Below are 17480 nucleotides of genomic sequence, written 5' to 3'. Positions count from 1 at the left end.
TTAATCTTGTTTGATTTTAACTACAAAAGTCTGATACAAAGCCACTAACCACACCGACAACACGAAAGGTGCGGTGAGCGTGACAAGCCCCATGTGCAAACCTGCATACTGCATTAGCAACGATAGTATCAGGGCTATCAATGCCTTGACGTAAGTCCATGTGCCAATGTCAAGAATATTGGCAACTGCCAAAACCGCAAGAATGGCATTGTAGCCATACATGCCGTTGTTCACCGAGGTGGTACTGACAAACGGCACACAAACCACGGCGAGACACAGCGCACAGGCCACAAGCGATTCCACGCCCATCTTGCGCGAATTGACACAAATGGCAAGAAGAAACAACAAGCCAGTGAGCAGGTTGTTGCCCTGAAGCATGATTTGTCCAAAGCTCAGTGAGGCGGCTCTAATCAGCGAGAAACTTTCCGTAGTATCGGCAGCTGTCATTGCTGGCAGCTGCAACTGGGGAAAAACGTGACCCAGCAGCAGCATCGCCCAAGTGATGAGTACGAAGGGTGCGGTGAGCGCAGGGACAAACCGTTGCCGCTCGAACATTCGCGTCACCAGCGCAGACAGCGCACATGCCACCACCATGAGCAATACAGAACCTACATGGATGGGCATGAAACAGGGTACGGCGATGCCTACCAGCGCAGCATTAAAACCATAAAGGCCGTCACGAATGCGCTCTCCGTCATATCGAAGGGCAACAGCCGTACATGTGCCAATGGCACTTCCAGCCAAGGCAAACAAACACATGAGGAGGGAGTTGCAAGCAATACCTGCAAGCATCAGTGCGCCCGACAGCGCATTACCTTGAAACATGACTTGTCCCACACCACGGAATATACTTTTCATCATCTGCATTGAATCGTCATTTTAGAAGTGTTTTTGTCCGTTTGAGCGCACAAAATTACGTAAAAGATACGATATGTGTGTAAAAGAGAACAAATAAACGGAAATTTATAGCACCACGTTTATTACCGAAAAAGGATTTTTCCAAAAACACGCAATCGTAAATGATTGATTTTCAGGAGCATGAGAAGCATAGCTAAACTCAATGACTTTAGCGTCCAAACTCAATGACTTTAGCGCCCAAACTCTATGACTTTAGCACCCAAACTCTATGTTATTGAAAAACAACTGATGAGCACCACCCAAAAAAACCTTTTCAGTTTACAATTTAGAGGATAATGGAGAGCGTAATTTTACTCTTAGTGGGGTTTAACTACCAGAGGTCAAACACATAACCAACCGTGAAGGTGAACACCTTGTTTTTCATTCTATCTTGGGTATATTTGTTCATCTTGGTCAGGCCGAAGTTGTATCTTGCATCCAGCACCACATGGCTGTACTCCAACGAAAAGCCAACAGGAATGGAAACGTCGAAGCGCTTTGAGTAGGACAGGTTGTCATATTTTTCGGTGTAGGCATACAGCAAATTCCCCTTCTCGCCAGTCTGATAATGCACTTTTCCTTCCTTGTCAACCGTAAATTGCGACAACGTAGCCCTACCTTTTGCCGACAAGAGGTAGCCCATCTGCACGCCAGCATTGAACGAAAGACCAGGAAGAACCGCCACATGAGCCATCAAGGGAAGCGTAAGATAATCGTATTTCCACTGAACATCCTCAGACGTATAGTGTACTTTTTCCTTGTCAATCGTTTCTGATGGCGGAAAACGCATTCCCTGAACCGAATAGAACACACCGGCAGAGAATGCCACCTGATTCATCGCTTGGTACTGTACGTCCAGTCCGCCGATAAATCCTTCGCGGTATTTTGATTTCTGCTCAACTCCATTCTGCTGCCCATCAGGGTACAAACCACCAATGACAACGTCCATGTTTGAGATGTTTGCCAAGTTTACCCCAACCTTAGGAATCAATGACCACGTCCCAACACTGCGTTGAGCCATGGTAAATGTGCAGGCCATCAGCAGGGCCATAGACAGCAATAACTTCTTCATGATGCTTATTTTTTCTATATAAACGGACAAAGGGTGTGATTTATTACAAAAGAAGATGAAAAGCTGAATATCTAAAGACAGCATAACAGACAGAGACAGATAAATAAACGCAAAGTAAACACCAAAGCAGAACGAATGTAGACGATGGCTTCAACATGCTCTTGCTCACAAACATTTGGCATGGTTAACGGCCGATGATTTCATCTTTTTCGTTATCTTTGTACAGCAACCAAGCATTTTTGGAATGGAACAATATATCGACACATACGCCTCTCCCTTAGGAATCATCACCATGGGCAGCAATGGCAAGCAGCTTACAGGATTGTGGTTTGAAGGACAAAAACACTTCGGCGACACGCTATGTGACCAACCTTCACATCATGCGCTCCCCATTTTTGACGAGGCCCGCACTTGGTTAGACGTTTATTTTCAGGGCAAACGCCCCACCTTCACACCCCCGATTCTGCTGAACGACACGCCGTTTCGCAGGACTGTGTGGCAGTTATTGTTGACCATTCCGTATGGAGAAACCACCACTTACAAAGACATTGCCAGGCAGTGGGCCAGGCAGCACGGCGCGAAAAGCATGTCGAGCCAGGCGGTGGGCGGTGCCGTTGGGCGCAATCCCATCTCCATCATCATTCCCTGTCATCGGGTTATCGGCACCAACGGAAGCCTCACGGGCTATGCGGGAGGCCTGGACAGGAAGCGGTGGCTGCTGCAATGGGAACAAGAAAACACTGACAAATTCTTCATACCTCAAGACTAGGAACGAATCATGAGGGACAGAAGGCAGCACATTACACTTAATCCGTCAAGTTTACACCCCATTTGTTTTCTAACTCCTTGATGCGCTCTTGCGTCTGACGGATAAACGATTGGTAAGCATCGTCATCCGGATGGAACGGACGATGCGCCAAGGCGGCCTTCACAGGATGCCAATCGGCCAAGAAAAGTTTGGCCTCCTGACTGAAAAAGGCATCCGAAAAACGCTCCCAGATATATGCCACGGCTTGTTCGGACGGATGTAACATGTCTTCTTTGTAAAACCGATAATCGCGCAACTCGTCGTTCACAATCTCGTAAGCGGGGAAATAGGTCACCACGCCTGGATAACGTTCTTCCAACTGGCGAGTAGCCAAAAGCAGCGTGGCCTTGGACAGCTGACTGCCATGAAAACCGTACTTGGCATAACGAATGGGACTGACGGTGAGGATGACGTGCACCTTGTCATTGCGCTTCAACAAACATTCTACCGCTTGAGACAGATAGGCCACACACTCCTCCACGCTCAATTCTGCTTCACGAAACAAGCGTTGCGGACGCTTTTGGCAGTTGTCTACTATCTCGCCCGTCTCTTTCAAGATGTACACATGGTTGGTACCCAGGGTAAACACGGCCACGTTGGGGTTCACATCGGTGCACTCTACCGTATGCAGAATGCTGGCCGGATTGTACATCACGCCGTAAGGATTGACGGTGACGCGAAACTTATCTTCGACAAACCGCTGCCCCATGCTGTCAGCAAAGCATGAACCGACAAAGAGCATGCGCTCGAATGGCGGGATTTGAAACGAGGGTTGGTCTACCTTGACGATGGTTCTGAACTGCATAAGCTATTGATTCTGCCTTTCCACCCCATCAACATCACAGGAACTGCGATGAAGAGGAAGCGGGAAAAAACGTTAGGATGACAAAATTAATCATTTTTATCAAAAGACACTTGGCATAACTTATATTTTATTGTAGATTTGCGATATTAATCAAACCCAAGACGAGCAATGGCACATTTCATGTCTAAAGACGCATTCCAACACTGGAAAGAAGGCCTGCAAAGCATTGTGCGGAGATTTCCGCTGACCCTGTTTTTCACCATCGCCTCATGCCTGTCGCTGATATACCTCAATCACGATTTGAGCAATGGCGGAGAGATGAAAGGATTCGAATTCTTCCTCATGTTCTATCCACTCACGGCCACCATTCTGTCGTTGACACTCCACCTGTGGACGGAAGACATGCGTAAACGGCTCGAAGCATGGGGATGGCAAGGTGGCCTACATGCCCTTTGGCTGGCCCTGTGCATCTATTGGGCCACCGAATACGAACTATCCATTGGGCAAAGTATCGCCGCCGGAACATGCGTAGGCGCTATGCTCGTGGGCTGGTTCACACTGCCTTTTACGCAACAAACGAACGACCGTCCAGCCATTAATTTCCTCATCAGGCTTATGGGAAGCGGCATTATCGCCGCCGGCACATCCCTTGTTCTCTTCTTGGGTATCTTGTTGCTGATACAATCGTTCAAGTATCTGTTTAACATGGACATAGAGGAAACCCTCTATGCCGACACGGCTATCGTGTGTTTCACGCTGGTGGCCCCACTGTTATTCATGTTCCAGTTGCCAAAAGACGAACAAAAATACAGTCAATACAACTGGCTGCAACATAAGTTTGGCAACGGCATCATCCATTACCTGCTCATTCCGCTGCACTTAGCCTACGTCATCACGCTTTATCTCTACGCTGCAAAGATACTCGTTACCTGGGAATTGCCCAACGGATGGGTGTCTACATTGGTTTCGGTGCTCATGTTGCTCACCGTCATTATTCTGTTCTTACTCTACCCTATCCACCAGCAAGACCATGTAAAGCCGGTAGACCGTTTGGCGGTTCGCTACCTTCCAATCATCGTTTTGCCGTTGCTGGTGCTGATGTCGATAGGCATTGGCCGCCGTTTTTCCGACTATGGCGTAACCATACAGCGTCTGTACCTGCTATTGTTCAACCTTTGGTGCTACGCTGTCTGCATAGGTCTCATCGTCTGCCGGTCGCGCAAGGTGATGTGGGTGGCATGGAGTTTTGTCGCCATTCTGTTGCTGGTGTCGGTATTTCCGGTAAATCTATCAAGTTATACCCACAACCGTTTGCAAAAACAGGTACGCGAATTGTTGGCCAAGCACAACATGACCAAGTTTCCGATAAGCAGTAAAACATACACAACTTTATTGAAACAGGTAGGATACCAACAGGCGAAAAGCTTTGCGGGTAAGCTGAACTACCTGAACAGAACATACGGCAGACAGACCATTGAAGACATCATCAACCCCAGGTATCTCCTCGCCGACTATCAAGTAGAAGAGATGTACAGACAGTCAATGGCAGGTACCTCTTCAACATCCATACCCGAAAACAGACTCATCAGCGACGATCGCGAAGAAAACATTCCATTACCCATTCCGCCAGGTTACCGTTATTTTCAGAACATCGATCAATATACTCAGCAAAAAGGCGCTAAAGTTGAGGGCGACAAGCTACTTGTGACCATGAAATATCAACTGAATGGGAAAACATTGACTGACCACTACCAAATGAGTTTGGCTGAGATTGAACGAAAGGTCAATGGCAAAGATAAGTTCTGCATAACTGCCACCGGCAAACAGACACAGCTTGTCATCACTTACCTGTACCTCTCGTATGGCGAAGACTTCGTCGACATGCAATACCGGGGTACGCTCTTCGTGAAATAGCACACGACTGTGAGCATGGAATGTGCGTCATCAAGCCCATTTCACGGATGCTTCCATGGATTTGAACGGTGCATCATGTCGGTGGTTGATGGTTCACCATAGGCTGGTAGTCCGTCATGATACGCAAATAAAAACGGGAACCTGCTCCAAGGTTTAGCCGATGGAGTGCATAAATAGTATTTAAAAATGAAAAAGCATATTATTTTCTCAATAGTTTTATTCTCGAATATCGTTATGTTCGCTCAGAATCAGAACTATAATATCAGATCACGAGTTTTAACCTTAGAAGATTCCATTCCGGTAAGTTTCGCAACAGTGAGACTCATGCAGCCCGACTCCGTCATGATTGGATCAACCCTTACGGATTTGAACGGTCTGTTTGGCTTCGACACCACATTAAAAGAGGGGATGTTTCTTTCCATATCCTCAGTAGGATGCAAAAACACAGATGTAGTCCTTCCGTGTGATACCATGATTTATATTGAAAGCACCAATAAACTTGCAGAAGTCGTGGTTCGGGGAAGTAAGAAATATGTCAAGGGAACGCCGAGAGGCTTGCAAATCTCAATGGCAGGGAATCCTATTGCAAAACTTGGCAATGCCATGGAGGCGATCAAGTACCTGCCGATGATTGACACGTCTGGCGGTGGGATATCTGTCCTTGGACATGGAACGCCCGTTGTCTATATCAACAACAGGCTTGTGCGTTCAACAAGTGAGTTGTCTTCACTTTCCGCCAACGATATATCCAATGTTGAGATTATTACCAACCCTTCATCAAAATATGGTGCCAATGTGTCATCTGTCATTCTCATACGTACAAAAAAACTTAATGAGGGATTCCATGCTGTCGCAGCAGGTAATGTGTCGGCAAGTGAAGAATGGTCAGAATCTGTCGATGTGTCACTGAATTACCATACAAAAAGCGGACTTACTGTCTTGGGAGATTTATCATACGGCTTTTCTGGCTTCAAACAGGATAGACATTATATTGAATGTTTTTATTCAGAGAGTAACCCTGAATCAAAATATCGTTCTGATACTTATTCCAAAGCCAAAAGCAAAAGCCAGTCCCTCATGGCAGACGCTGGGCTAAACTACGATTTTGGAACCAACTCTATTGGTGCAAAATACACGTTTCAGCGCACTCCTAAGAGTCATTATAGCGGCAATGCAAAATCTGTAATAGATTATCAAGGAACCGAAGATGTAATAGCATCAATAAGTGACTTGTATAATCAAAGTTCCATGCACCATGTCAATACTTTCGGCAGTTTTGCACTGCCTGTCAGTATCTGGTTGCGTATAGACGCCGATTATGTGAAATCCTATCGTACTTCCAACTCGGGTGTAGATGAGAACAATTCTACCAATATGGTCTACAATTCGAATGTAAGCAAAGCCTCTTTATGGTCAGGAAAAATTGTACTGTCAAGAAAAATCAGCAAGGTGGAGATAGAGGCAGGTTCGGAAATCTCATATACACGTAATAATCAGGATTATTTGGGGGCTTCCACTGGGAATCTGGATTTTATTACTCCGGAAACAGACAATGTAAAACAAAATCTCTATGCAGGATTTGTCAGTTTTAACTGGACACCCAACAACATATGGAATATGTATGGTGGACTTAGACTTGAATCAACCAATACAGATTTCAGACAAAACAACGTTCTTCGTGAAGATTTATCAAAATCATATACAGACTTGTTGCCTAATCTGGGCATATCCTTTAATTCATCTATTCGTATGAGTTTGTTTTACAGAGCATCCGTGTCTCGTCCGGGATACCAATCTCTTGACAACACATACGTTTATGTTACTCCAACCCTTTGGGAAACAGGCAATCCTGAACTTCGTTCAACTCTCCGCCACAAAATAGGATTGAACCTTTATTATAAGAAATTTATCCTTCAAAGCTCATTCACAATGAACAAACGGAATGTGACTTCAATATATCGCTATGACAACACCGATCGCATTAATGTTGTACAACCTGTCAATCTGCCAGATTATAACTCATTCCAGCTTGTAGCTGTCCAACAACTTGATTTCGGCTTTTGGCATCCCACCATACAGGGCGTGTTCTATGTTCAGGATTTGAAGTATGGCTCACCTGTAAGAAAATACGATAAACCGCTCTATACTCTGTCGCTCAACAACCGGTTCGACATTCCCGGCAGTTTCTATGCTTATTTAAATCTGTTCGGTATAGGGACCGGCAATCAAGATGTGATTTATAGCCGTGGTTCGTGGCAGGCATCAGTGACCTTGAACAAAACTTGGAAAAGCTGGGCTTTCACACTCTCGGCTAATGATATATTCAATACATGGAGACAGAAATTTGACACTTTCACCAATACTGTCGATTATTCTTCTGACATCAAGGGGGGATCCCGTTCAATCGCATTAAGCATACGATATACTCTTAACGCAGCAAAGGGTAAATATAAAGGAAAAACATCTCGACAGGACGAGATAGATAGATTATAGATCCATACAATGAAGAAGATGAAGATTATCATGCAACGTGATGCTATGCAATGCGGCATAGCATCATTAGCTATGATTTGTAATTATTTTGGTCGCTTTGTTTCGGTTATCCCAAAGCTATTCCTCACAGCAAGTTCCCGTTAGGGTTTACGCTTCAATGTGCTAAAATGTGACCAGCCGTGGGCCGTCTTCCTGCTCTGCAATGGTTACCTTGACAGCATCTTTTGGCAGCAACTCTTCCACCAACTCCGGCCACTCGAGGAAGCAGAGACGATGGCTGTAAAAATAATCCTCATAGCCCATGTCGTACACCTCTTCGAGCTTTTTAATGCGATAGAAGTCGAAATGGTAGATGGAGTCTTGCAACTTATTGGAATAATACTCATTGACGATGGCAAAGGTGGGTGAGGTGATGACATCCTCCACGTCCAAACATTCACAAATGGCCTTGATGAAAGTGGTTTTTCCAGCTCCCATTTTTCCGTAGAAAGCAAACACATTGCCCTTACCCATGTTGTCTATGAACTGCTGGGCAGCCTCTTTTATGCAATCTAATGACTTGATTTTAATTTCCATTTCTCTATTTTATTAATTTCTATTATCTGTATTGTTTGATTGTTTTATCGTTTTCTGGGCGTGAGTGTAATCAGCGGAATGAGCATTTCCTCCATGCTGATGCCCCCATGTTGGAAGGTGTCCTTGTAATAGGATACGTAATAATTGTAATTATTGGGATAGGCAAAGAAGGTGTCACCCGTGGCAAAAACGTAGCTGGTACTAATGTTGGGCGAGGGCAACTGTGCACTCCGGGGATCTTTAATGGTAAAGACTTCCTTGGCACTGTAACTCAAATTTTTGCCAAGTTTGTACCTTAGGTTGGTGTTGGTGTTGCGGTCGCCGATAATCTTGATGGGCTTTGAGGCGCGAATACTGCCGTGGTCGGTGGTCAACACCACTTTATAGTCGCTCTGTGCAAGCAATTTCATCAACTCGGCCATCATGGAATGTCGGAACCAGCTCTTGGTGATGCTGCGATAAGCCGACTCGTTGTTGGCTAACTCGCGCACCATCTTGGACTCGGTTCGGGCATGTGAAAGCATGTCTATAAAGTTGACCACCAACACATTCAAATCGTTCTTCTTGAGTTCATGCAGCTTGTCGAAAAACTTTTCTGCCCCACTCGAATCATTCACCTTATTATATGAGAAGCTGTGATGACGACGGTAGCGCTCGATTTGTGTCTGTATAAGCGGCTCTTCATTGAGGTTTTTGCCCTCCTCCTCGTCTTCATCTACCCACAAATCGGGAAACATTTCGGCTATTTTGTTGGGCATCAGTCCACTGAAGATGGCGTTTCGGGCATACTGTGTGGCCGTAGGCAAAATGCTCACATATATGTCTTCCTGCAGGTCGAACAGGTCGCCAATCTCCTTGGAGATGACTCGCCACTGGTCATAACGAAAGTTGTCGATGACAATGAGAAACACTTTTTCGCCAGCATCGAGCAATGGAAAAATCTTGTTCTTAAACAAATCGGGACTCATCATGGGCCTATTGGTCTGAGAAGGCGCTACCCACTCGAGATAATGTTGCTTGATGTATTTGGCAAATCCGAGGTCGGCCTCTTCTTTCTGCATCTGCAACATCTCTGTCATGCTGCTGTTTGTCGAACTCAGTTCCAGTTCCCAGTGGACCAATCGTTTGTAGATATCCATCCAATCGCCCAGTGATTGGCAATTCATAATCTGCATGGAGATGTCTTGGAAACTCTGTTGATAGCCCGATTGCGTCACCTCCGTTACAATTTCTTTGCGGTGGATGTTCTTTTTAAGCGCCAGTAAAATCTGGTTGGGGTTCACAGGTTTGATGAGATAGTCGGCTATTTTTGAACCAATGGCCTGATCCATAATGTTTTCTTCCTCACTCTTAGTCACCATCACGACAGGTGTTGCCGGACTGATTTCCTTGATTCGTTGCAAGGTTTCCAATCCGGTGAGACCCGGCATCATTTCATCCAACAGCACCAAGTCAAAGGTGTGCTGGCGACATTGATCGATGGCATCCGATCCATTGCTCACCGTCACCACCTGATATCCTTTTTTTTCGAGGAAGATGATGTGTGCGCGAAGCAGTTCTATCTCATCATCTACCCATAACAATAGTCCATTGCTCATCATTAAAATCCTTCTAAATCATAATATTCATCACCTAAGTCGATGACCTTTGGTTCAGCTTTTTTCTTTGCCTTTTCATCCTTAGAAGCCGGTTTGGCGGGTGTTTTCTGATTGTTCTTTTGAGACTTTTCCTTTGGAGTGTTCTCAAAATAAATAATCGTTTCACCAGGACGTTGCGGCTGTGGCTTGTTGGGAACCGTCTTAGGTTGCGTTTGCGTTTTCGGCTTCACGGCTGGTGTCTTGGCGTTAGGTACCTTTAAAGGTTGCTCACGGGGAGTGGTTTGCTGCTTTTTATCCTGGTTGGCAGGAAGCCGAAGTATGGTTTCGCGCAGAGGAACATTTTTGTCTTGCGTCTTTGGCAAGGGTGTTACAGTTGGAATCACCGTGCCACCTTGTTCGTTTTGTTTCGTTTCTTCCTCTTGCGGAACAATGATAGTTCCACGATCTATCGGCTCAATTTCGAGGCCATTGTCTATAAAGATGCCATCATCCAGCAGGTGGTCTATCTCTTCTACCGATGGTTTGCGCTGCGGTTCGGTAGGTACCTCAGCCGGTTCTGTGAGCAGCTGGAACGTACTTATCTTCAAAGGTGCAAAGTGCTTGTTATAGTATCGGTCATAATCATCATAGCTGAATGTGGTGCCCAGCAACTGAAGATTGGCATCGCTGATGACAAACGAACGCGCCTTACCCACGAGAGAAGTGAGATTGGTTTGGCGATGGAACGCACGAGCATACTGCAAAGCCTCGTCAAAATTACGGAAGCCGGCTATCTTCATCAAGTGCAAACCTGCATCTGCATCAATAGTAACATCAAAATTGCGTACCACATAACGGGTAAAATTGTACTTGGCCACCTGGTAGAGCAATTGATTTTCTTGAACAGAATCAGGATGATAGACGAGCATGAACGTGAAGTCCGTGTTTCGTTCGTTACTGAACTGACGGGATGCAATAGAGTCACTGTCACTCAACACCGCAGAACGCCACGACCACACTTCGCCCATGTCAAACTTACCGCCGTGCAATCGTCTGCCAGCCTGTACACCATTGATAATCATGCCAGCCATGTTGCTGAGGCCACTCTCGGGGAATTGTTCCACCAGCTTCCGCATATCGGCCAAGCAACCGTCAGCATCACCATTGTTCAACTTACTTAAACCTCCGATGAAAAGGAATTTGTCACGGTTGGCACCCAATGGGAAGCGGGTTGATGAAAGATGCGTATTGCCGCGCACTTCATCGTAGCGATCAGCCTTAAACGCATTGTAGGTGGCCGCATAGAGGGAATCCTCAAGTTGCACACCAAACTGCGCGTTCTCACGGAAATGAGGGTCGGTGAGAAGAACGGTCCACTCACTTTTCGGATGTTGTGCCTTGAGCAGCTGTATGTAGCGAGCGGCAACACCCGACTGCCCCAGCCTTGAATACAACAGGAACAGGTGATAATAAGCTTTGTCTATATGCTCGTAGGAAGGATAGCCATCAACCAGCCGCCGCAGAGCCTTCTCACTCAACTTCAAATTGTCCAGTTTATCCTTAAAGATAACCCCCGAGTGAAATAATCCATCCATGATTTGGAGATTGCTGGCCGCAACTTGTTCGGCAGAAAACGGTATCTGCGCCAAATAGTAGGCACGCTTGTGCGGGTCGTTCTGGGCACTATCGGGAACCTGACTGAGTGAATCTGTCACCGTTTCCGCTTGTTGTAGGGAATCGAGTTGTGATTCTGTCATCTGGTTAGTATCGCCAAACGACACCACCGTTTTATTAGTTCGTTGCCAATTGTCAACGTTTTCACGCTTTCCCCACAATCGTTCAAAAGCGGTCTTGCCTTGGTTAACAGCCATTTGATTATAAAAATACCATTGGCCATCACCTTGCTTTTGAGGGGTTGGCGTGGGTGGTCGGTAAGGAGTGTTTCGTTGGTTGTCGAAATAACTGTCATCCCCTCCAGCCATCGAGTTTTGACCATTCTGCTCAGCCAGGCGATCAGCCTCTTCTCTTTCTTTCTTCTTCAACGCATCAATGACACGGTCGATGGCTGCATAAAGTTTTGGTTCAGGCAGTTTGGCCAGTGCTTGCAGGGAATCTTGCAACGAAACAGCATCGGTGTAAGGCACCAGTTCGTCAAGAACTTTCGATCGATAAGATAGCTCTTCATAATCTTCACGCTCTTTGTCCAACAGTCCTATCGCTTCGCCATAACACCGTTGGGCGTCGTTATACTTCTCACGTTCCCAATAAAGATCACCAAGTTTCAGCAGTAACACACCTTTTTCAATGCCGCTGCGGGTAGCACCTTTGTTTCCTTTCTCATACGCATCGATAGCTTGGAGGGTATCTTTCTTGGCCAAATAAATATTACCAATGGCATAATAAACCTGATCCAGGTAGTCCTTATTGTTCTCGTTGACCGCCATTCGACGCAACTTGGCAATCATTTTCTTGGCTTGTGTACCCGCCATCACTTCGGTCATGGCAACACGAGCGTTAAACTCAACCTCGTAAGGGGGATGCTGTCTAAGTACTCGCTGGTATGACTTGTAAGCCTGTTCCTTGTTTCCAACGGCCTCATAGAGCTGTCCTAACAGGAACCACTGGCGGGCTTTCTGCTTGCGACGCATCTCGTGTTTAATGACTTTGCGGAGATAAGGAATGGCTTTATCGTACTCCTTCGTGTGTAGATAATAGTCGGCATAGGTATAATCCCACTCTTTTTGCGCCTGCCAGTGAATGGAATCGCGCTGCATGTTGCGAATGACGTCTTCGGCATCGTACAACCAATCTTGCTCAATATAGCTTTTAGCAAGCCAGGCTCGTGCACGACCATAGATGGAAGGCTGCGACTGATACAGACGACTCATGTAGGAAAAGGTTGACGCAGCCTCATCAAAAGCACCCGAATGGAATTGCGAACGCCCCATGAGCATCCACGCTTTCCATAAGAAAGGATTGTATTCTTTCCGACTCAGCCACTCACGATCTTTCTCTGTCTTTCGCTTTCCTGGATTCCACTCAGGTCTACGCTTGATGCTATGCAACTTGATTGCCTTCTGAGATTTCTCAATAGCGCGGTCAAAGTTAGCCTTACCAAGTTCACGGCTTTTTTTATTTCCGACAGGATAGAGAGGAAGCATTTCGGTAAAGTTGTCTCGATGTCCATTCTCTTTCTCCAATGAGCCATCAATATAGGCTACCGAACCATTGTAATAGATGTTATACCGAGTGGTAAACGAATGCCACCATCTACTCTTGGCAGTGTTTTTCTGCGTAGAGCAACCCACCAATGACAGCAATAAGGCTATCAAAGGCACGGCTAAAGTGATATTTTTAAGATGGTGAGACCTCACGTTGGTTAAACTTGAATATAAGGACTTTTATTGCCTTTAGCAAGGCATAAATGATGATACTGACAAAAATGATGGCAGCTCCAGATGGGATGTTCAGCATATAACCGAACGTCAAGCCCAACAAACAATCCACCCAACCCAACAAAATGCTGTATGCGATGATGCGTTTATAGCTATATGTAAACAGATTGGCTGTCATCTGGGGAATGGTCAACAAACTGATGGCCAAGACAACTCCAACCATACGGAGGGTGGATACGATGGTCATGGCGATCAATATCATCATCATGTATTCGATGGCTGATACGGGGAGCTTTTGCGAACGGGCAAAACATGCATCAAAGGCAACGCTCAAAATAGGACGAAAGAGCAATGTGAATATGGCGAGCAACAGCAAAGAAAGCACGGCAAGCAACAACAGATCACCATGAGAAATAGTTAAAATGTTGCCAAAAAGGAATGAGGGAAGGTCGGGCATGAATCCCGGTGTCAAAAAACAACAGATGATACCCACGCTCATACCAAAAGTCCAGAACAGGGCAATGGCAGAATCTTCACGCGCATCACTACGATTTGACATCCACTGAATGCCGCATGCACTGAAGATGGCGAACAGCATGGCCGACAGGATGGGATTGAAACCTAAGAACACCCCCAAGCCAATACCGCCAAACGAAGCATGCGTAATGCCGCCACTGATGAACACCAGTCGGCGCGTCACAATGTATGTACCGATGAAGCCACACACGATACTGGCCAAAAGTGAACCTAACAGGGCGTTTTGAAAAAACGTATAATGCAGTATGTTCATGGCTATTGATTAGAAATAAGCATGATGACCTCGTCCTTTAGTTGGTTAGGAAGGTGGATGCCCCGCAATATGAGACTTCTGTTCCAATCCTTCACTTCCTCTTGCTTCATGGAGTACAGCACTTCGGCGAATTCATTGGCCTCCTCATCCGTGAACTGATCAGACGGTTTTCCTTTAAAGCGGTCCAGTTCTTCGTCATCAAAGTATTCAATATCTTTCGTTGCAGCCTCCATCATACACACTTGCTCACACATCTCGTCAACGCCATTACAGGTGGCACATGAACTGGTTGGCATGTGAACTGGTTCTTTGTCCTCACCACGTTTAGTAGCAAAGATACCAAAAAGAGCGGCCAGCAGGATTAAACCCAATAGGATAAGTATAACTGTCATAATGGCTAAATATGATGAACCATATTGATTTCCTTTATCTGAAAACCTGCATGACGCATGTCATCCCAAAAATGCGGGTAAGACTTTGACACGACTTCCGGATGATTGATGCGCAGACCAGGGAACTTAATCGCTGCTGGCGCGAAGGCCATGGCCATGCGATGGTCTTCGTATGTATCAATGGGTTCAAAAGTAGGTTCGCATTTTTCACCATCCCAGAAGAGCTCGCTGCCGTTTTGATCCTTGATGACATATCCCAACTTGCGCAGCTCAGTCTTCAAAGCCTCAATGCGATTTGTTTCCTTAATCAGCAAAGAAGACAAGCCCGTAAACAGAAATGGAATGTCGAGAACCGCACAGCATACTGCGAATGTTTGTGCCAAATCAGGCGAATTAATGAAATCGTATTCCAATTTCGGCAACGTTCTGACATGTCGCGTGATACGAATGCCCCCCGTACGTGGGTCTTCACCATTTTCTACAGTAGTCTTGACGCTAAGCAAGGAGAAAAGATATCGCGCCACAGAGTCGCCTTGCTTCGATCCATCGGTAAGTCCTTTCAACATGAACGTGTTGTCACGATGACTGGACAAGGCCAGAATTTCATACCAATACGAAGCCGCACTCCAATCACTTTCTATGTAATATTCGTGCGGTTGATAGGGAGTTGGCTTGACAGCAAGCGTGTCAATGTCGCTCCATTCAGCCTCTGCACCAAACTGCTGCATGGTCCATAGCGTCAGATCGATATAGGAACGCGAAGCCAATGTTCCCGTCAGTTTCAGTTCAAGTCCATCCTTCAACACGGGCCCAATCATCAACAAGGCCGAAATATATTGCGAACTGACATCGCCTGGCATCTCCAGATAACCGCCTTTTAAAGGTTTTCCTTGAATGCGTAGTGGCGGAAAACCTTCTTGTTCGGTATATTCAATATCCGCACCAAAATAGCGTAAAGCATCTACCAACGGCCCAATAGGGCGATGTTTCATCCGTTCAGTTCCCGTGATGACATGCTCTCCCCCACGGACAGCTAAGTAAGCCGTCAGGAATCGCATGGCTGTACCAGCCGCCTTGACATCTATCACCCGCGGCATGTCCTTGAGAGCATCGATGACAACTTGCGTGTCATCGCAATCGGAGAGATTCTCGGGACTAATCTTTCCACCCGAAAGAGCATTGATGATCAATGTCCTGTTGCTCACACTTTTAGATGCAGGCAACTTGATGGTATGGTTGAAACGGCTGGGTGCCGTGATTTCATATTGTGTCATCTTCACCTTTAATTAATTGTTTGTATGGGCAGATCTAACACCTCGTCACTCTCCTCCTTGGCAGCTCGGCTGGTTGACCTGTTTTTCTTTGGGCCTGGAATCAACGGACTATAATACAACACCTGACGAATACGATGTTTTTGGTCAGGTGACAAGCAAAAACCATATCCTATGGCATAGTCCATGATGTTAGTTGATTCAAACTGTTGTCCTTCACAATTTTCCCTTTTCACCAGTTCTTTAATGTCGATGTTCTTGCTGGGAGCATTCTTCAAATAGTCATTCAACCAGCTATCATACGCTACCTTATTATAGGAAGGTGTATCCTTGCAGTGGTCAGAGTCGTGACAATCATCAACAGCTTCATAACCTCCATGAGCCTTGTTCTCTGAAAACGTGTGATACAGTCCTAAGTAATGCCCCAATTCGTGCGCCAAGGTCACGTTAACATCGGTGGAAACATATTGATATCCTCTACGTCCTTTGTCGTTTAAGACATAGCGGGTGGACTCTGAATTGATGTAAGTGCTGTTGATAGAAGAGCAATAAGCGTAGTTCAAGTTGCGCTTGGTCAAATGTTTTTGACGAACAGATTCAAGACCAGAGATGGTAGAATCACTCTTCGAAACATACGGTAAGTGACTAACGCCCAAAGTCTGTCCATCTTTGTCTTTCGTGAAATGATACAGCATCACATTGATATATTCATTGGGATCCCAGATATACTTGACATTTTTTCCCGAATTGTCATTCATAAACTCTTTGGGATTGATGGGATAAGCACCAGTATATTTCACATATTCCACCCCAGGGGTTACCAGTTTCTTACCAGACTCATCATATTGTGCCAGAAAGAAATGCACGCGTATGCGCTCACTTTTCCCATAGACATCACCCTGAAACAACTCATTGACATTCTTCACAATGGCTTGCAAACGTGAAGCCGGGACATATTGTGTGGCATCTTCAGCATTCTGGTACAAAACGTGGAAGATGATGGGCAGCCGATAGACATACTCGTCATCAATTGTCGTCTGCGTATCGTCATCATCCTCATCCACTACCACATTCTGCGTTTTCCGCTCCAGCCCATCATCTTGACTGCAAGAAAAAAACGTGAAGCAAAACAACAGAAAAATATATGTATATCGTTGCATGAAAATAATCTCTATTGATTCATGCAAAGTTACTAAAAAAAATGAGTGAAGGCAAACGCTTTTAAACGATATCTACATGAATCCATGTAAATTAAACATTTTAAAACAAAAAAAGGAAACATAAATTTGCAGATATGCCACGAAGTCACTATCTTTGCAGCACTTTTAGAAAATGATCGGGATTTGGCGCAGTTGGTAGCGCACACGTCTGGGGGGCGCGAGGTCGCTGGTTCGAGTCCAGTAATCCCGACATAAAATTAAAGAGCTGTTAATCATTGATTACAGCTCTTTTTTCTTTTCCGTTTTACTATCGCAGGTTTTGTTGAAATT

General features: G+C 45.6%; 14 protein-coding genes and 1 tRNA gene. 5 read left to right on the top strand and 10 right to left on the bottom strand.

The window, feature by feature from the left end; translation table 11 throughout:
- Positions 1–861 (bottom strand): urea transporter, encoded by an 861-nt coding sequence (locus tag NQ518_RS01540; RefSeq protein WP_227205658.1) that lies wholly within the window; start codon positions 859–861, stop codon positions 1–3.
- Positions 862–1228: 367 nt separating this feature from the next.
- On the bottom strand, positions 1229–1969 hold the full coding sequence (locus NQ518_RS01535; protein WP_227205661.1) for a porin family protein: 741 nt from the start codon (positions 1967–1969) through the stop codon (positions 1229–1231).
- A 244-nt stretch (positions 1970–2213) separates the two neighbouring features.
- Between NQ518_RS01535 and NQ518_RS01530 the strand changes: the two genes are divergently transcribed.
- Entirely contained in the window at positions 2214–2738 is a 525-nt protein-coding gene (locus NQ518_RS01530; RefSeq protein ID WP_227961046.1) for a methylated-DNA--[protein]-cysteine S-methyltransferase, read from the top strand.
- A 37-nt stretch (positions 2739–2775) separates the two neighbouring features.
- On the opposite strand, the gene NQ518_RS01525 is transcribed toward NQ518_RS01530, so the two are convergent.
- The gene (locus tag NQ518_RS01525; protein WP_227961048.1) at positions 2776–3582 is read right to left on the bottom strand and encodes a GSCFA domain-containing protein; all 807 of its coding nucleotides are present in this window, start codon (positions 3580–3582) and stop codon (positions 2776–2778) included.
- 168 nt (positions 3583–3750) lie between these two features.
- On the opposite strand from NQ518_RS01525, the gene NQ518_RS01520 reads away from it, so the two are divergent.
- The 3 genes from NQ518_RS01520 to NQ518_RS13560 all read left to right on the top strand — a co-directional run bounded on the left by NQ518_RS01520 (position 3751) and on the right by NQ518_RS13560 (position 8133).
- The gene (locus NQ518_RS01520) at positions 3751–5496 is read left to right on the top strand and encodes a DUF4153 domain-containing protein (protein WP_227961050.1); all 1746 of its coding nucleotides are present in this window, start codon (positions 3751–3753) and stop codon (positions 5494–5496) included.
- A gap of 342 nt (positions 5497–5838) precedes the next feature.
- Positions 5839–7989 carry an outer membrane beta-barrel family protein gene (locus tag NQ518_RS01515; protein WP_227961052.1) on the top strand — a complete coding sequence of 717 codons (2151 nt, stop codon included), beginning with the start codon at positions 5839–5841 and terminating at the stop codon, positions 7987–7989.
- A gap of 9 nt (positions 7990–7998) precedes the next feature.
- The gene (locus NQ518_RS13560) at positions 7999–8133 is read left to right on the top strand and encodes a cysteine peptidase family C39 domain-containing protein (RefSeq protein WP_374211128.1); all 135 of its coding nucleotides are present in this window, start codon (positions 7999–8001) and stop codon (positions 8131–8133) included.
- Positions 8134–8151: 18 nt separating this feature from the next.
- On the opposite strand, the gene tsaE is transcribed toward NQ518_RS13560, so the two are convergent.
- Genes tsaE through NQ518_RS01480 form a run of 7 tightly spaced genes read right to left on the bottom strand, consistent with a single transcriptional unit; the run spans position 8152 to position 17150 of the window.
- Entirely contained in the window at positions 8152–8565 is a 414-nt protein-coding gene (gene tsaE / locus NQ518_RS01510) for a tRNA (adenosine(37)-N6)-threonylcarbamoyltransferase complex ATPase subunit type 1 TsaE (RefSeq protein ID WP_227961053.1), read from the bottom strand.
- Positions 8566–8609: 44 nt separating this feature from the next.
- On the bottom strand, positions 8610–10163 hold the full coding sequence (gene porX / locus NQ518_RS01505; RefSeq protein ID WP_227962452.1) for a T9SS response regulator signal transducer PorX: 1554 nt from the start codon (positions 10161–10163) through the stop codon (positions 8610–8612).
- Between the two features lie 2 nt (positions 10164–10165).
- Complete coding sequence (gene porW, locus NQ518_RS01500) at positions 10166–13516, bottom strand: type IX secretion system periplasmic lipoprotein PorW/SprE (RefSeq protein WP_459554059.1); 3351 nt, start codon at positions 13514–13516, stop codon at positions 10166–10168.
- Positions 13497–14327, bottom strand: coding sequence for a metal ABC transporter permease (locus tag NQ518_RS01495; protein WP_227205675.1), 831 nt, complete (start codon positions 14325–14327; stop codon positions 13497–13499). Before NQ518_RS01495 ends, porW begins: the two co-directional genes overlap by 20 nt.
- A 2-nt stretch (positions 14328–14329) precedes the next feature.
- The gene (locus NQ518_RS01490; RefSeq protein WP_227205677.1) at positions 14330–14719 is read right to left on the bottom strand and encodes a hypothetical protein; all 390 of its coding nucleotides are present in this window, start codon (positions 14717–14719) and stop codon (positions 14330–14332) included.
- Positions 14720–14724: 5 nt separating this feature from the next.
- Positions 14725–15993, bottom strand: a complete 1269-nt coding sequence (locus tag NQ518_RS01485; RefSeq protein WP_227205699.1) for a 3-phosphoshikimate 1-carboxyvinyltransferase — start codon at positions 15991–15993, stop codon at positions 14725–14727.
- Between the two features lie 8 nt (positions 15994–16001).
- Entirely contained in the window at positions 16002–17150 is a 1149-nt protein-coding gene (locus tag NQ518_RS01480) for a zinc-dependent metalloproteinase lipoprotein (protein WP_227205679.1), read from the bottom strand.
- A 177-nt stretch (positions 17151–17327) separates the two neighbouring features.
- Between NQ518_RS01480 and NQ518_RS01475 the strand changes: the two genes are divergently transcribed.
- Positions 17328–17400, top strand: a tRNA-Pro gene (locus NQ518_RS01475).
- Positions 17401–17480: the final 80 nt, after the last annotated feature.

The sequence above is a fragment of the Hoylesella buccalis ATCC 35310 genome (genome assembly GCF_025151385.1).
Taxonomy (GTDB): domain Bacteria; phylum Bacteroidota; class Bacteroidia; order Bacteroidales; family Bacteroidaceae; genus Prevotella; species Prevotella buccalis.
The sequence above is the reverse complement of the archived record's forward strand: the minus strand, read 5'-3'. Positions and strand labels throughout refer to the sequence as shown.

Excerpts from the sequence above, each read along its gene's own strand:
- porX (WP_227962452.1), bottom strand. The coding sequence starts at position 10,163 with ATGAGCAATGGACTATTGTTATGGGTAGATGATGAGATAGAACTGCTT.
- NQ518_RS01540 (WP_227205658.1), bottom strand. The coding sequence starts at position 861 with ATGATGAAAAGTATATTCCGTGGTGTGGGACAAGTCATGTTTCAAGGT.
- NQ518_RS01485 (WP_227205699.1), bottom strand. The coding sequence starts at position 15,993 with ATGACACAATATGAAATCACGGCACCCAGCCGTTTCAACCATACCATC.
- NQ518_RS01495 (WP_227205675.1), bottom strand. The coding sequence starts at position 14,327 with ATGAACATACTGCATTATACGTTTTTTCAAAACGCCCTGTTAGGTTCA.
- NQ518_RS01535 (WP_227205661.1), bottom strand. The coding sequence starts at position 1,969 with ATGAAGAAGTTATTGCTGTCTATGGCCCTGCTGATGGCCTGCACATTT.
- NQ518_RS01520 (WP_227961050.1), top strand. The coding sequence starts at position 3,751 with ATGGCACATTTCATGTCTAAAGACGCATTCCAACACTGGAAAGAAGGC.
- NQ518_RS01490 (WP_227205677.1), bottom strand. The coding sequence starts at position 14,719 with ATGACAGTTATACTTATCCTATTGGGTTTAATCCTGCTGGCCGCTCTT.
- NQ518_RS13560 (WP_374211128.1), top strand. The coding sequence starts at position 7,999 with ATGAAGAAGATGAAGATTATCATGCAACGTGATGCTATGCAATGCGGC.
- NQ518_RS01530 (WP_227961046.1), top strand. The coding sequence starts at position 2,214 with ATGGAACAATATATCGACACATACGCCTCTCCCTTAGGAATCATCACC.
- tsaE (WP_227961053.1), bottom strand. The coding sequence starts at position 8,565 with ATGGAAATTAAAATCAAGTCATTAGATTGCATAAAAGAGGCTGCCCAG.
- NQ518_RS01525 (WP_227961048.1), bottom strand. The coding sequence starts at position 3,582 with ATGCAGTTCAGAACCATCGTCAAGGTAGACCAACCCTCGTTTCAAATC.
- NQ518_RS01480 (WP_227205679.1), bottom strand. The coding sequence starts at position 17,150 with ATGCAACGATATACATATATTTTTCTGTTGTTTTGCTTCACGTTTTTT.
- NQ518_RS01515 (WP_227961052.1), top strand. The coding sequence starts at position 5,839 with ATGATTGGATCAACCCTTACGGATTTGAACGGTCTGTTTGGCTTCGAC.